This window comes from Lentzea sp. NPDC102401 (assembly GCF_044765805.1).
GTDB lineage: Bacteria > Actinomycetota > Actinomycetes > Mycobacteriales > Pseudonocardiaceae > Lentzea > Lentzea sokolovensis.
Genome location: NZ_JBIWKS010000017.1, coordinates 102,445 through 117,233 on the forward strand (window position 1 = coordinate 102,445; position 14,789 = coordinate 117,233).

At 69.5% G+C, this 14,789-nt stretch carries 12 protein-coding genes; 6 read left to right on the forward strand and 6 right to left on the reverse strand.

Annotated features, from left to right (window positions below; genetic code table 11):
- Positions 1-16: 16 nt before the first annotated feature.
- Positions 17-2,902, forward strand: a complete 2,886-nt coding sequence (locus ACIRG5_RS41690) for a BTAD domain-containing putative transcriptional regulator (protein ID WP_402915816.1) — start codon at positions 17-19, stop codon at positions 2,900-2,902.
- Here the strand turns inward: ACIRG5_RS41690 and ACIRG5_RS41695 are convergent.
- Positions 2,891-3,661, reverse strand: a complete 771-nt coding sequence (locus ACIRG5_RS41695) for an SDR family NAD(P)-dependent oxidoreductase (protein ID WP_402915818.1) — start codon at positions 3,659-3,661, stop codon at positions 2,891-2,893. The genes ACIRG5_RS41690 and ACIRG5_RS41695 overlap by 12 nt on opposite strands.
- Before the next feature lie 97 nt (positions 3,662-3,758).
- Between ACIRG5_RS41695 and ACIRG5_RS41700 the strand changes: the two genes are divergently transcribed.
- On the forward strand, positions 3,759-4,391 hold the full coding sequence (locus tag ACIRG5_RS41700; RefSeq protein WP_402915820.1) for a TetR/AcrR family transcriptional regulator: 633 nt from the start codon (positions 3,759-3,761) through the stop codon (positions 4,389-4,391).
- On the opposite strand, the gene ACIRG5_RS41705 is transcribed toward ACIRG5_RS41700, so the two are convergent.
- From ACIRG5_RS41705 to ACIRG5_RS41725, 5 genes are read right to left on the reverse strand one after another with little or no spacing between them, the layout of a single operon-like run.
- The gene (locus ACIRG5_RS41705) at positions 4,360-5,796 is read right to left on the reverse strand and encodes a long-chain fatty acid--CoA ligase (RefSeq protein ID WP_402915822.1); all 1,437 of its coding nucleotides are present in this window, start codon (positions 5,794-5,796) and stop codon (positions 4,360-4,362) included. The two genes, ACIRG5_RS41700 and ACIRG5_RS41705, sit on opposite strands and share 32 nt — an antisense overlap.
- Entirely contained in the window at positions 5,735-7,051 is a 1,317-nt protein-coding gene (locus ACIRG5_RS41710) for an MFS transporter (RefSeq protein ID WP_402915824.1), read from the reverse strand. Before ACIRG5_RS41710 ends, ACIRG5_RS41705 begins: the two co-directional genes overlap by 62 nt.
- 9 nt (positions 7,052-7,060) lie before the next feature.
- Positions 7,061-7,519 carry a MaoC family dehydratase gene (locus ACIRG5_RS41715; RefSeq protein ID WP_402915826.1) on the reverse strand — a complete coding sequence of 153 codons (459 nt, stop codon included), beginning with the start codon at positions 7,517-7,519 and terminating at the stop codon, positions 7,061-7,063.
- Positions 7,516-8,391, reverse strand: a complete 876-nt coding sequence (locus ACIRG5_RS41720) for an amidohydrolase family protein (RefSeq protein ID WP_402915828.1) — start codon at positions 8,389-8,391, stop codon at positions 7,516-7,518. The genes ACIRG5_RS41715 and ACIRG5_RS41720 overlap by 4 nt, the downstream gene beginning before the upstream one ends.
- Before the next feature lie 11 nt (positions 8,392-8,402).
- The gene (locus ACIRG5_RS41725; RefSeq protein WP_402915830.1) at positions 8,403-9,281 is read right to left on the reverse strand and encodes an SDR family NAD(P)-dependent oxidoreductase; all 879 of its coding nucleotides are present in this window, start codon (positions 9,279-9,281) and stop codon (positions 8,403-8,405) included.
- Between the two features lie 91 nt (positions 9,282-9,372).
- Here ACIRG5_RS41725 and ACIRG5_RS41730 point away from each other — a divergent pair, with 91 nt between their 5' ends.
- From ACIRG5_RS41730 to ACIRG5_RS41745, 4 genes are all read left to right on the forward strand, one after another.
- Positions 9,373-10,164, forward strand: coding sequence for a PaaX family transcriptional regulator C-terminal domain-containing protein (locus ACIRG5_RS41730; protein WP_402915832.1), 792 nt, complete (start codon positions 9,373-9,375; stop codon positions 10,162-10,164).
- A gap of 82 nt (positions 10,165-10,246) precedes the next feature.
- Positions 10,247-10,423, forward strand: coding sequence for a hypothetical protein (locus ACIRG5_RS41735; protein WP_402915834.1), 177 nt, complete (start codon positions 10,247-10,249; stop codon positions 10,421-10,423).
- Positions 10,424-10,596: 173 nt separating this feature from the next.
- A complete protein-coding gene (locus ACIRG5_RS41740; RefSeq protein ID WP_402915836.1) occupies positions 10,597-13,539 on the forward strand; it encodes a M48 family metalloprotease in 2,943 nt (980 codons plus the stop codon).
- A 421-nt stretch (positions 13,540-13,960) separates the two neighbouring features.
- Positions 13,961-14,659 (forward strand): glycoside hydrolase family 11 protein, encoded by a 699-nt coding sequence (locus tag ACIRG5_RS41745; RefSeq protein ID WP_402915838.1) that lies wholly within the window; start codon positions 13,961-13,963, stop codon positions 14,657-14,659.
- Positions 14,660-14,789 lie beyond the last annotated feature (130 nt).

A 14,789-nucleotide genomic window follows, 5' to 3' on the forward strand; every position in this document is an offset into this window, starting at 1 on the left:
GCGTTAGGGTCAGCGCGTGGTGACGTTCGGGGTGCTCGGCCCGCTGACCGCGGGATCCGCCCGCCTCGGCGGCCCGAAACAACGCGCCGTGCTGGCCCGTCTGCTGGTCGCCCGGCGCCGGGTCGTGCCGGTGCGCACGCTCGTCGCCGACCTGTGGGAGGACCCGCCGGACGGCGCCCTCGGCACGGTCCAGACGTTCGTCGGGGCGCTGCGCAAAGCCCTCGAACCGGACCGTCCACCCCGGACTCCGTCGTCGCTGCTCGTCACCGAGGGCGCGGGCTACGCGTTGCTCGCCGACGACGTCGACGCCTGGCGGTTCGAGGAGATGCTCGGCGGCGACCTGTCCGTGCTGGACGGTGCGCTGGCGCTGTGGCGCGGGCCCGCTTACTCCGAGTTCGCCGACGAGCACTGGGTACGGGCCGAGATCGACCGGCTGGAGGAACTGCGGCTGGTCGCGATCGAACGACGCTGTGAAGCAGCACTCGCCCTCGGCCGTTCCGCCGGTGTCGTCGCGGACCTGCGTGCTCACCTGGCCGACCACCCGTGGCGGGAGAAGGCCTGGAGCCTGCTCGCGCTGGCCCTGTACCGGGAAGGGCGTCAGGGAGACGCGCTGGAGGCGGTCCGCGAGGCCCGGCACGCGCTCGTCGAGAACCTCGGCGTCGATCCCGGCGAGGAACTCCGCGCGCTCGAGTCGGACATCCTGACCCAGTCCCCGCGCCTGCGGCCCCCACCCGTGTCGTCACTGGTGGGACGCGCCGCCGAGCTGGCGTTGCTGGAGACCGCCGTCCCGGCGGCCGGTCTGGGGATCGCGCTGGTGACGGGCGAGGCCGGCGTGGGCAAGACCGCCCTCGCCACGGCGTTCGCCGAGCTGCTGGCCGGCCGGGGCTGGAGGACGGTCTGGGCGCGCTGCCAGGAGGACGCGCCCGTGGCGTGGCCGTGGCAGCAGGTGGTCGAAGCGCTGGGGGAGGAACTCGTTGCCGCCGAACGATTCCGGCTCCGCCTGGCAATCGTGTCCACTGTGGAATCGGCGGCGCCGGTGCTGGTGGTGCTGGACGATCTCCACCGGGCCGACGAGGAGACCCTCGCGGTGCTGACCGCGTTCACCGGTCGCGTGCTCTCCGGCCGGGTGCTGATCGTCGCGACCTCGCGTTCGGCGGTGCCTTCGGAGGCACTGGCGCGCGCCGAACCGGTCCGTGCGGAGCTCGGCGGCCTGGACGAAGAGGCCGTCGCCGCGCTGGTGGGACCACGGGACGCGCGCGTGATCCACCAGCGCACCGGTGGCAACCCCTTCTACGTCAAGGAGCTCGGCCGGCTGGTCGCGTCGGGTGGCGACCTCGGCTCGGTGCCCGCCGGTGTGCGGGACGTGCTCCGGCACCGCCTCGCCGGGCTGCCCGCCGAGGTTCGGACCGTGCTGCACCAGGCCTCCGTGCTGGGCAGGGACGTCGAGGTGGACCTGCTGGCTGAGCTGGCGGGCCACGACGTGCTCGACGCGCTGGACCTGGCGATCGAGGCCGGTTTCGTCGTCGAGGTCGCACCCGGCCACGTCCGGTTCACGCACGCGTTGGTGCGCGACACCCTGTACGAAGACGTGTCGCTGACCAGGCGCGCACGGTGGCACGCCGCTGTGGCGGAGGTGCTGCCACCCGGCGACGTCCAGACGCTCGCTCACCACTACGCCCTCGCGGGTGCGCGAGGTGCCGCGGCGGTGACGGCGCTGGCGGAGGCAGCGGAGGAGAATCGATCACCTCGCGAGGCGGTGCGGCTGTGGCGGGCGGCGCTCGTGGCGGCCGGTTCGGAGCGGCTCGACCTGCTGACCGGACTGGGCAGGGCGTTGGCGGTGAGCGGAGACCTGGAGGGGGCGCGGGAGCAGAGGTCGGCCGCGTTGCGGCTGGCCGAAGGACGGGGGCCCGGAGCCGGGGAGCCCGGAAGCCGGGACACCGTCGCGTCTCCCGCCGTCGTGGACCCGGACGCGGTGGCCGAGGTGATCGGATCGTTCGACGTCCCCGGTATCTGGACCACCAACGACGACCCGGCCCACTCCGCCGAACTCGTCGCCGCCGCCGAACGCGTCCTGCCCGCGTTCCCCGGCCCCACCGCCACCCGTGCCCGCCTGCTCGCCACCATCGCCATGGAGGACCGAGGCACCGGTGCCCGCCTCGGTGAAGCACGGGAGGCCGAGGCCACGGCTCATGCCCTCGGCGACCCCGAACTGCTGGCGTTCGCGCTGAACGCCCGCTTCATGCACACCTTCCACCGCACCGGCCTGGCTCCGGAACGTGCCGCGATCGGCCGGGAACTCCTCGAGGTCGCGTCCGGCCGCCTGGTGACCCACGAGGTGCTGGGCCACCTGATCCTCGTCCAGGCCTGCTCCGCGCTGGCCGATTTCGGCACCGCCGACCAGCACGCGGCCGCGGCCGACGAACTGGCCCAGCGCCACGACCTGCCGTTGGTCGGCCTCTTCACCGACTGGTACGCGGCGCTGAAACTCGCGGCCTCAGGCCGGAAGGCCGAAGCCGACAGCGCGTATCGGGTCGCGGCCGGTCGCGTCAGGGGCACCGGCATGTGGGGCATGGAACGCGGACTCCTGCCGCTGGCCCTGCTGAGCCTGCACGGGCCGTCCACAGTGGACCTCGACGACGACTGGGGACCGCATCGGGACTGGGTGCGCCCGCTGGCGTTGCCGCACGACGAGGCTTTGAAGGCCGCGCGTGCTCTTCCCGATGGACCGGCGGACCTGCTCACGGAGGTCCGTGCCTGCCTGCTGGCGATGGCGGCCACCCGACTGGGGGACGACGAACTCGCGGAGCGCGCACACGCGTTGCTCCTGCCCGCCGAGAACGAGCTCGTGGCGGGTACCGGGCTGTTCACGTTCGGCCCGGTGACGGACTACCTACGCGGCTAGCGCGGGGCCGAGCAGCAGGCCGCCGTCCAGCACGAACTCCGACCCGGTCGCGAACGCCGCCTCCGCCGACGCCAGGTAGAGCACCAGCGCGGTGAACTCGCCGGGCTCGCCCAGCCGCGGCACGGCGAACGGCGCGGGGGAGTAGAGGTCGCCGATCGCGGGCTGACCGGCCGCGACCGGTTCGTTGATCAGCGGCGTCGACACCACACCGGGATGGATCGAGTTCACCCTGATCCCGTCCCTGCCGAGTTCCAGCGCGGCGGTCCTGGTCAGTCCGCGCAGCGCCCACTTGCTCGCGACGTACGGCGCGTAGTACGGCGAACCCACGTTGCCCATGGTCGAGGCGATGTTCACGATCGACCCGCCGCCCGCCCTGCGCAACGACGGCGCGACGTGCTTGATGCCGAGGAACTGCCCGGTCAGGTTCACCGCCATGGTCCGGTCCCACACCTCGCGTGACGTGTCCTCGATCAGTGCGGCCGCGTGCTGCGCGCCCGCGTTGTTCACCAGCACCGACACCGGCCCGAATCGCTTCTCCGCGGCCTGGACCGCTGAGATCCACGCGTCCTCGTCCGTCACGTCGAGCCGCACGGCGAACGCCCGCTCACCCAGTTCCTCGGCGACCTTCGAGCCCGCGTCCAGGCCCCGTGCGGCGATGACGACCTGCGCGCCTTCGGCGTGGAAGCCCCGCACGTGGCTCGCGCCCATCCCGCTCGTCGCGCCGGTGACGAACACCGTCCTGCCGTCGAAGCGTCCCATCATGTCCTCCAGTGGTGAGTTGAGTGACTCACCTCGGGACGGTAGGCGCGATCAGCATGGTGAGTCAAGTGACTCACCTCATGGCATACTGGACGTCGTGCCGACCTACCACGAACGCATGGCGGAGCAGAAGCGGACGGCGATCGTCGACGCGGCGACGGGGCTGTTCCTGGAATCCGGCTACGACAAGACCTCGCTTGCGCGCATCGCCGACGCGGCCGGGGTGTCGAAGGCGACGCTGTTCAAGCAGTTCCCGACGAAGGCCGAGCTGTTCGACGCGATCGTCACGGACTACTGGCGCACGGAAGAGGGCGCGCTCACGCCGCAGCCCGGTGATCCGGCGAAGGGGCTCAAAGCGCTCGGTGACCGGTACGTGGCGCTGCTGACGCGGCCGGGCATGGTCGCGCTGTTCCGCATCGTCATCGCCGAGGCGCCGCGCTTCCCCGAACTCGGCCAGACCCAGTTCAAGCTGGGCAAACAGCCGTTCTTCGACGCGGTCCGCGACTACCTCGCCGCCGAGAACGAGGCCGGCACCCTGGACGTCGGGGATCCGATCCTGGCCGCCACCCAGTTCCTCGGCATGATCTCGAACTTCGCGTTCTGGCCCCGGATGTTGCTGATGAACTGGGCGCCCACCGAGAAGGCCATGGCCCACTCGGTGGACGAGGCGGTCCAGACGATCCTGGCCCGGCACGAGGTCACAGCGGCAACCGGCGCAGCGCGGGCTTGAGGACCTTCCCGGAGCCCGTTCGCGGCAGTTCCGACACCACCTCGACGTGCACCGGGATCTTGTACTTCGCCAGGCGCGGCAGCAGGAACTCCCGCAGCCCGGCCGCGTCGACCACAGCGCCGTCGCGAGGCCGCACGAACGCGCGTCCGACCTCGCCCCACCGCTGGTCCGGCACCCCGACGACGGCGACCTCCGCCACGTCCGGGTGCGAGGTGATCGCGTTCTCCACCTCGGCCGGATAGACGTTCTCGCCGCCGGAGATGTACATGTCCTTGAGCCGGTCCAGGACGTACAGGTGGCCGTCGTCGAGCCGCCCGAGATCTCCGGTGCGGAACCACCCGTCCTCGGTGAACGCGGCCGCGGTGGCGACCGGGTCGTTCCAGTAGCCCGGGGTGACGTTGGGGCCCTGCACCTCGATCTCGCCGGTGTCGGCCAGCCGCAGGTCCCCGAAGAAGACGCACGGTCCGGCCGAACCGGCCCGCCGCACGCTGTCGGAAGCCTCCAGGAAGGTGGCGCCCGGAGCGGTCTCGGTGAGGCCGTAACCCTGGCAGAACACCAGGCCCCGGTCCTGATAGGCGTGGATCACCGCGTCCGGCACCGCCGCCCCGCCGCACAGCAGCACCCGCAACGACGACAGGTCCGCCGTCTGCCACAGCGACGAGGACGCCAGGTCCGCGTACATCGTGGACACACCGAACATCCACGTCACGCCGTGCGTCTCGATCAACGAGACGCACCGGGTGACGTCCCAGCCCGACGTGATCACGCTGTGCCCACCCTTGATGAAGGTGGGCAGCAACGTCTGGGTGAGTGCGGCGACGTGGAACAGCGGCGCTGTGACGAGGGTGACGTCGTTCGACGCGATGTCGACGCCGATCATCAGGTTGAAGGTGTTCCACAACAGGTTGGCGTGGCTCAGAATCGCGCCTTTGGGCCTGCCCGTGGTGCCGGAGGTGTAGAGGATCAGAGCGGCGTCGTCGATGCCGACCGGCTCGTCCAGCGGTTCGTCGGAACCGCCGAGAAGCCAGTCCTCGTACGTGGCAAGCGATACCGCCCGCGGATGCTCCACTTGATGGGACGGCGCGTGCACCAGCACGTGTGCGCCGGAGTCGCCGAGCTGGTAGTTGATCTCCGCCGGGGAGAGGCGGAAGTTCAACGGCACGAAGATCGCGCCCAGCTGGTGCGTGGCGAACAGGGTCTCGGCGAACGACGGGTGGTTCGGGCCGAGGTACGCGACCCGATCACCGTGCCGGACTCCGAGCTCCCGCAACCGCCACGCCAGCCGGGTCGTGCGAACGGCCAGCTCGCCGTACGTGGTCGAGACGCCGTCGTAGGTCAGCGCTTCACGCTTCGGCGCCATGCGCGCGCGGCGGTGTGGCCAGCTGCCCAGCCCCGAGTTCCGCATTCCTGTCTCCTGTCAGGCTGGTTCGGCTGGTCTCCCGCAGGATCACCGTGCACACGACCGTGAGCAGGCAGAACGCCGCGAGGATGAACGGGATCGCCCCCGTGCCGGAGGACCTCTGCACCTGCGCGAAGAGCAACGGCGCGAGCCCCGCGCCCAGACCCGCGAGCTGGTAGCCGAGCGAGGCGCCGGTGTAGCGGCTGCCGGTGTTGAACAGCTCGCTGTACAGGGCGGCGAGCGGCCCGTACATCATCGGGTGGATCACTGCCTGGCCGAGCACGAGGGCGAGGACCACGAACCCGTTGTCCACCAACGGGAACAGCACGAACCCGAACGCCGCCATGAGCACGGCGCCGGCGAGCACGACGGGCCTGCGCCCGAACCGGTCCGACGCCGCCGACCAGCCGAGGATGCCGATCACCGCGAGCGCCGAGGACAACGTCAGCGCGTTGAGGATCGTCTGCCGGCTGTTACCCGCCTGAACGCCGTAGGCGAGGATGAAGGTCGTCAGGGTCGACTGCGCGACGAACGCGGAGAGGCCGACACCGATGCCGAGCAACAACGTGCGCGGGTGGTTGCGCAGCACGTCGAGCAACGGCATCGAGCCGGGCTTGCGCTCCGCCTCGAAGACCGGCGTCTCCTCGACCTTCATCCGCACGAACAGGCCGATGCCGAGCAGCACCAGGCTCAGCAGGAACGGCACCCGCCAGCCCCACTCGAGGAAGGCCTTCTCGCCGACCAGTGCGGCGGTGCCGGACAACGCGAGGGTCGACAGCACCATGCCGCACGGCGCACCCGCGTTGGTGAAACTCGCCCACAGCCCACGCCGGGAGGTGGCGTGCTCGGCCGACATCAGCACGGCGCCGCCCCACTCGCCGCCGACGGAGATGCCCTGCACGACCCGCAGCAGGATCAGTCCGGCCGGAGCGAGCCAGCCGACCTGGGCGTAGGTGGGCAGCAGACCGATCAGGAAGCTCGCCACACCCATCAGGCTCATGGTGAGCACGAGCATCTTCTTGCGCCCCAGCAGGTCCCCGTAGTGTCCGAAGAGGACTCCGCCGAGCGGGCGGGCGAGGTAGCCGGTGGCGAACGTGCCGAAGCTCGCGATCGTGCCGACCAGCGGGTCCAGCGAGGAGAAGAAGACCTTGTTGAACACGACCGCGGAGGCCGTGGCGTAGAGCAGGAAGTCGTAGTACTCGATCACGCTGCCGAGGAAGCTCGACGCTACTGCACGGCGTAACTGCGTTGTTGTCGCCATGACTTCACCTCATGCGTAGTGGCGGTAGACGGCACGTGCGACACAAGCGGGCTTCGCGGAGCCCTCGATCTCGACGGTGAAGTCGACGGTGAGCTGCACGCCGTCGCCCGGCACGTCCTCGACCGACTCGACCCGGCCCAGCAGCCGGATCTTGGCCCCGACCGGCACCGGCGCGGGGAACCGCACCTTCTCCAGCCCGTAGTTCAGGCTCATCCGCACGCCCGAGACGTCGAGCAGTTCGGTCATCAACGGGATGAGCAGCGCCAGCGTCAGGTAGCCGTGCGCGATCGTGCCGCCGAACGGTCCGGATGCGGCGCGTTCCGGGTCGACGTGGATCCACTGGTGGTCGTCGGTGGCGGCGGCGAACGTGTCGACGCGCCCCTGGTCGATCTGCAGCCAGTCGGTGTGGCCGAGGCTCGTTCCCGCCAGGGCCTTGAGTTCGGCGATTCCTTGGACGGAGATGGTCACGCGTCCTCCTTGACGAGTCCGAGCAGGCGGGCTGCGTTGTGCTTGAGGATCTTGGGCCGGACCTCGTCGGAGATGTCGAGCTTGGCGAAGTCGGCGAGCCAGCGGTCCGGGGTGATGACGGGGTGGTCCGATCCGAACAGGACCTTGTCCTGCAGCAGGGTGTTGGCGTAGCGGACGAGCTGCGGCGGGAAGTACTTCGGCGACCAGCCGGACAGGTCGATGTACACGAACGGCTTGTGCGTCGCCACCGCGAGCGCCTCGTCCTGCCAGGGGAACGACGGGTGCGCGAGCACGATCCGCAGGTGCGGGAAGTCCACGGCGACGTCGTCCACGAGCATCGGGTTGGAGTGCTTGAGCCTGATGCCGCCGCCACCGGGCACGCCGGCGCCGATCCCGGTCTGTCCACTGTGGAACAGGGCGGGCACGCCCAGCTCCTCGATGACCTCGTACAGCGGGTACGCCATCCGGTCGTCGGGGGAGAAGTCCTGGAGGCTGGGGTGGAACTTGAAGCCCCGCACACCGTGCTCCTCGACCAGCCTCCGCGCCTCCCGGACGGCGGTGCGGCCCTTCCACGGGTCGACGCTCGCGAACGGGATCAGCACGTCCGCGTGTTCGGCGCAGGACGCGGCGATCTCCTCGTTGGAGATGCGCGGGTGGCCGGTGGCGTGCTCCGCGTCGACCGTGAAGATCACCGCGGCCATCTTCCGCTCGCGGTAGATCTGGGCGGTCTCGGCGATCGTCGGCTGCCGGTGGGCGGCCTTGAAGTACTTGGCGGACGCCTCGATCAGCGTCGGGCTCAGCGAACTGTGGCCGTCGCCGGAGATCTCGGCGTGCGTGTGGACGTCGATGGCGACCAGATCGTCCACGTTCATTTTGGGAATGTTCACGGCGCCACCGGCATCGGGACTCCGTAGGTCTCGGCCTCGAACTCGCTGAACCGCTCGGCGATCGCGGCCGCGTTCCAGCCTCCGTCCGCGAACAGGACCTGCTTCTCGGCAGGGTGCGACCAGAGCGCGAGCCGGTCCCCGCCGATGCCGATCGCCTGTCCCGTCACGCCTTTCGCCGCGTCCGAGGCGAGGTAGACGATCAGGTCCGCGACGTCCTCGACGGTGCCCAGGCCCTCGTCGCGCCGCACCCACTCCGGCAGTGGCGCGCCGGTCCGTTCGGACTCCTCGATCAACGGCGCGAACGCCGGAATCGTGCGGGTCATCTCGGTGGCCGCGACCGGGACGACCGCGTTGACGGCGATGTCCGAGCGGGCGAGTTCCAACGCCCAGGTCCGTGCCATGGCGGCGATCCCGGCCTTGGCGGCGGAGTAGTTGGTCTGCCCGAAGTTGCCGCGCTGGCCGGCGGGCGACGAGATCAGCACGAGGCTGCCGCCGGTGCCCTGCTCGCGCATCCGCACCGCCGCCGCGCGGGCGCACGTGAAGGTGCCGCGCAGGTGCACGTTGATGACCGCGTCGAAGTCGTCGTCGGTCATCTTCCACAGCACACGATCGCGCAGGATGCCGGCGTTGGTGACCAGCACGTCGAGCCGTCCGAACTCCTCCACGGCGGCTGCGACGAGCAGGTCGGCGGTCTCGGCGGACCCGACCGGCGCGATCACCGCGCGGCCCCCGATGCTCGCGGCGACCTCCTCCGCGGACTCGTCCACGTCGTTGACCACGACCTTGGCCCCGTTGCGCGCCAACGCTTCCGCGTAGGCCCGGCCCAGCCCGCGACCGGCGCCGGTGACGATCGCGACCTTTCCCGACAGCTCCATCAGGCGAGTCCTCTCCGTTGGGGTCGCGATCCAAAGTAGGGCATATTCATGACGCTCGTCTAGATGCTGCCCAACATGTATCGTGAGCTGTGTGACTCCCCAGTCCTTGATGCTCAACTTCCTCGGTCTGTACGTGTTCGACCGCGGCATCGCGGTCTACTCGGGCAGCGTGATCGACGTGTTCGGGCGCGTGGACGTCTCGGAGGAGGCGGTGCGCTCGACGCTGACGCGCATGACCTCGCGGGGCCTGCTCACCAAGCACCGCAACGGCCGCAAGGTCTACTTCGGACTCACACCGCGCGCGACGGACGTCCTGAGGGACGGTGAGCGCCGGATCTGGCAGCGCGGCGCGGTGAACCGGGACTGGGACGGCACCTGGACCCTGGTCGGCTTCTCGCTGCCGGAAGGCCGCCGCGGCGAACGGCACGACCTGCGTTCGCAGCTGCAGTGGGCCGGCTTCGGGCCGGTGCAGAACGGCCTGTGGATCGCGCCGGGCGCACGCGACGTGACCGCGCTGGTCGAGGGGCTCGCGGAGAACGTCACGGTCTTCACCGCCCAGCACGCCAAACCGACCGAGGCGGTGGACCTGGCCCGCCGCGCGTTCGACACGGCCGCCATCGCCGCCCGCTACCAGGACTTCCTGACGAAGTGGCGGGTGCCGGACGGCTCGTTGCCCGACGACCTGGCCCGCCAGTTGCTGCTGCACGCCGACTGGCTCGACCTCGTGCGCCAGGACCCCCACCTGCCGGCCGAACTGCTCGCGGGGGACTGGCCGGCGATCGAGGCCGAGCAACTGTTCCAGTCCCTGGCCACCCGCTACGTCGAGACGGCGACCCCGCTCGCGGCCGCCGCCATCGAGTCGATCGAGGTCGATGCCGGCTAGATCACAGCGCTGCGGAATCTATGGCGCTATCGAAAAGGTAGTTTGAGGCTCTCGTGCAGACGCCGAGTGGAAGATCTGCCCAGTGCTGCAGGCCGGCGTGCCGATCATGACCGGGACGGACGGACCCGGAACGAATCCCGCGGACCTGCACACCGAGTTCCGCGAACTGGCCGCCTGTCTCGGGCGTGTCGACCGGATGGACGCCATAGCCCCCGGCGTGGACGCGGACGTCCTCCTCCTCGCCACCGCCACCGTCTAATTAGGACTTTTGCGCGACGTGGCCGGTGCGGGTCTGTTCGCTACGACAATCGAGTGAGAAGTGCACAAACACTCGCGCGTCCGAACGACGAGGAGAACCCTCGGCCGGGGCCGATCTTCGTCTGGGCGAGGAGGGATCGAGGTGCTGTCCTGGTCGCTTCGGGGAGGTCGGCGATGACCGGCGCGGAAGTCGAGAGCGGAAGCCAGGACGACACCGCGCACAGACCGGTGCCCCATCCGCACGATGTGCCCGCGGGGACAACGACGCGGTTCGCGCTGTTGATCGCAGTGGTCGCGGCCACGAGTTCGACCATGTTCATGCTCCTGCACCTGCTGGTGCCCGCGAACTCGGCCCGTCAGGTGGATGCCCAGAAGAGCTGCTTCGCCGAGGTGTCCGGTCTGCCGCCTCTGGCCGGCCCGGATGAAGTGCCGTTGCGCGCGGAGGCTGCCGCGCGCGCGATGCGGTGTCTCGCGCCTGTGTACCTCGATGAGGTGTCCTGGGCGGGGTACGGGCTGGTGCTTCTGTTCGGTTTGGCGGTGGTCCTGTACTGGCTGCAGCCGTGGTGGATCATTCGCCGGCGTCGGTTGGTGCCGATCTCCGCCGAGAACTGCCCGGAGTTGCTGGCGTATCTCGGTGAGTTGAGCCAGAAGGTCGGACTGGCTCGGCCTCCGGCATGGCTGCTCGCGCCGTACAACGCCACGGCCGGCGGGCGGTCGTTCGGTCACGTCCGCCGCCGCCGGGTGCAGCTCGACGCGGGTCTGGTGATCTTGTACAGCACCGATCGGGCGGCGTTTCGCGCGGTGGTGCTGCACGAGCTGGCGCACCTGTGGAACCGGGACGTGGACAAGACCTACCTGACCATGGCGATCTGGCGGGCGTACGTGGTCGTCGCCCTGATCCCCTTCGTGGGCGGCCTGCTGATAGCCATCCCGCTCGGCTGGTCCGTGACGGCGCTGACCGGCCGATGGACGGGGACGCTGGCCGTTCTCGGCTCACTGCTGGCGCTCACCGCACTGGTGTACCTGACCCGCAACGCGATCTTGCACGTCCGTGAGACGCACGCCGACGCGATCGCTGCCGTCCACGATGGACCAGATGGGGCACTCCGTGGCCTCGTCGGCCGGCTCCGGGCACCGGCCGGCCCGTGGTGGCGGGCGTTGCTGAGCACGCATCCCGACGCCCGGCAGCGGCTGGCCGCCATCGACGACCCGGCCGTCCTGGCACGCCCCAGCCTGTGGGTACTGGCCGGGGCCGGAATCGCCGCGGGCATGCTCGCCACCGATCTCGGCTTCGTGTTCGACTTCCTGTTCGTGACGACCGCCGCCTTCAGCCGGGGCCTGGCCGGTCTGGTGACCGCGCTGGTCCTCAGCGGGCTGCTCGCGGTCACGCTGTGGCACGCCGCTGCCGGCGATCCGGCGCGGCGGCTCCGGTGGACCTGGCTGCTGTGCCCGGCGGTGCTCGCTGCCGGATTCGTGCTCGGCGAGCATCTGTCGCTGTTCCACGCGAGCGTCAGATGGGACCAGCCGGGCGGCGGCCTGGGCGGAGGCGTGGCCGTCGTCCTCACCACGCTGCTGCTGGTGGTCGGCGGGGTGCTGCTGGCCGGATGGACGCTGTCTGTTCTTCGCCTGGCACTGACCCCGGTCACGCCGCGTCGTCGGTGGGCGCCGTTCGCGGTGGTGGCGGCCACTGGAGTCGTTGCCGCACCTTGGTTCGCCGCGTGGTTCGTCCTCCACGGCCTCGACCTCGCGCTGTGGACGCCGATCCTCGGATCCGTCCCCGGGACCGGCGCGGAAATCGGTTGGTACCGCACCCTCTCCTGGTGGACCGACTTCACCTGGCTTCCGCTGCGGTACCTGGACGGCAACCCGCTCACCCTGCCCGGCCTGACCCTGCTCTGGCTCGTCCCGATCGTCATCACACTCCGTCGCCGCGGAAGCGGCACTCCGGCCGGGGCACCCGCCATGCGTCTCGACCGACCACTGACCACCGGACTCGTCGGTGGCATCGCGGTGATGGTCATCGGTGTCGCCCTGTCCTACGTGGCCAAGTCCGCACTGCCGCTGAACGTTCGACAGGACACCACCTTCACGACCGGGACCACCTACTTCGGCTACGTGCAGCTGAGTACGTACATCACCTTGGCCGTGCTCGCGCAAGCCGTTGTCGCCGGTCTCGTCGCCGCTCGCGTCCGCCGGCACCGTCCCGCCCTCGTCGCGCTCGCGGTGTCCTTGACGGGAACGCTCGCCGCCATCGGCTGGCTCGGTGTCCTGATGTTCAGCCGCTGCGTGGACCTGTACGGAAACGCGCCGACGAGATGCGTTCCGACGGTCAGCCTCCCCGATCTCACCGGCTACCTGCACACGATCCTGATCAAGGGCTTGATCCTGGCGGTTCCGGGCGCGCTGCTCGGTGCCGCGGTCAGCGCCCTGCGCCGACGACGCAGTCACCCGGCTACCCCGGCCTCTGGGCCCGCCGGTGCCCGTGGCGTGCCCGTCGTGGTGATTGCTCTGCTGGCCGCGGTGATGATCGTCGCCCCTCTGTCCGGACTGCCAGGAGACTGGAACATTTGGACCGGGCACGTGAGCTCGTCCTCCGCTGTGCCCGACGACGAGGGCGACGCGAAGCCACCGCCGCAGACCACGCCCACCAGCGCCACCTCGGCAGGCCGCGACATCAGCCCGCAAGAGACCACAGTGGACACATGTGTCGTCGGGACGTGGATCGAGACTGCCAACGAATCACACGTGAAGTCCCCCGGCGGGGTCGACGTGCGGTTCACCAGCGCCGGTCGGGTCCAGCGGTTCCGAGCGGACGGCACGGCGGTTCTCGACTTCGGTACCGGAAACGTCACGACCGGAACGTTCGACGGGAAGACACTTCGATCAGTCAGCTCAGGAACGATCACCTTCAGGTACGACACCGGAGCCGGACAGATCCTGTACAGCAGCCCGATGGCCAGCGGGACCACCACGGTGACGATTGACGGTGTGGTGCAGGAGACCCGTGCACTCGAGGCGAGCGTGGAGCCGGAGCACTACGTCTGTCAGGGCGACGTCATGACGCAGACCGGCGCCTCGTTCACCATTCAGCTGGCCCGGACGAGCCGCACTGGTTGAGTCCGATGCGACGGCATCCTCGTTTCGGCGCAGGGAAACTTCGGTGGTGCGCGGTGACGATGACTTTCTGGTGGCAGGAAGTCGCGGTCGCCCCCCGATCACGGTCGCGGCGGTGGACTCTCAGGAAACACCCAGATCGGGCGCACTCGAAGGCTAAATCTTTAGCTCGACCCATAAACGTGAGTTCAGCTGTCGAATCATTCGATTGATTCGACTTGTTTGATGGACATGAAAGCAGCCTGCTATAGGCGGTGCGGGTTCGCTGCAACGTTTCGAAACTTCTCGGCAACCTTACGGAGTCGGCTCGGCACTGCTAGTGTCCGAATCGACGGCGGCCGTCATCGCGATCACCATTCACTCGCACGGGTCGCTTCGTGCTGCCTTGCCGCCGTACCAACCTCGACGACGAGGAGTACCGCATATGGTTGAAAGCAATTTCCGACCGTCGAGCCGCAAACGCGGCCGTGTCGCCCTGCTCGTCGGCGGCGCCTGCACCGCGCTGGTCATGGCGCTGACGCCGGTCGTGGCCAGTGCTGATGTCGGTGCCGCCGCGACGTGCTCGAGCCAGACGGGCAACAACGGCGGTTACTACTTTTCGTTCTGGACCGACGGCGGCGGCCGGGTCTGCATGGACTTCGGCTCCGGCGGCAACTACAGCACCTCGTGGAGCAATGTCGGCAACTTCGTCGGCGGCAAGGGCTGGAGCAACGGTTCGCGGCGGACGGTGAACTATTCCGGAAGCTTCAACCCGTCCGGCAACGCCTATCTGACGCTGTACGGGTGGACGTCGAACCCGCTGGTCGAGTACTACATCGTCGACAACTGGGGCAACTACCGGCCCACCGGCACCTACAAGGGCACGGTCACCACTGACGGCGGCACGTACGACATCTACCAGACGATGCGGTACAACGCGCCCTCCGTCGAAGGCAACAACAAGACCTTCCCGCAGTTCTGGAGCGTCCGGCAGCAAAGGCGGACCGGTGGATCCATCACCACCGGCAACCACTTCGACGCGTGGAGCCGCGCCAACATGCGGCTCGGCAACTTCAGCTACTACATGATCCTCGCGACCGAGGGATATCAGAGCAGCGGCAACTCCAACATCACGGTGAGGTGAGCGCCTGCTCCTGATCGGGTTCTCGGGCCGCCGGGAGTCGTGTCCCCCACGACTCCCGGCGGCCTCGCTCGTCCTGCGGCCAGCCGCTGAACAGCGAACTTCGTCATGGGGCGAAGCAACCTGAACGCTT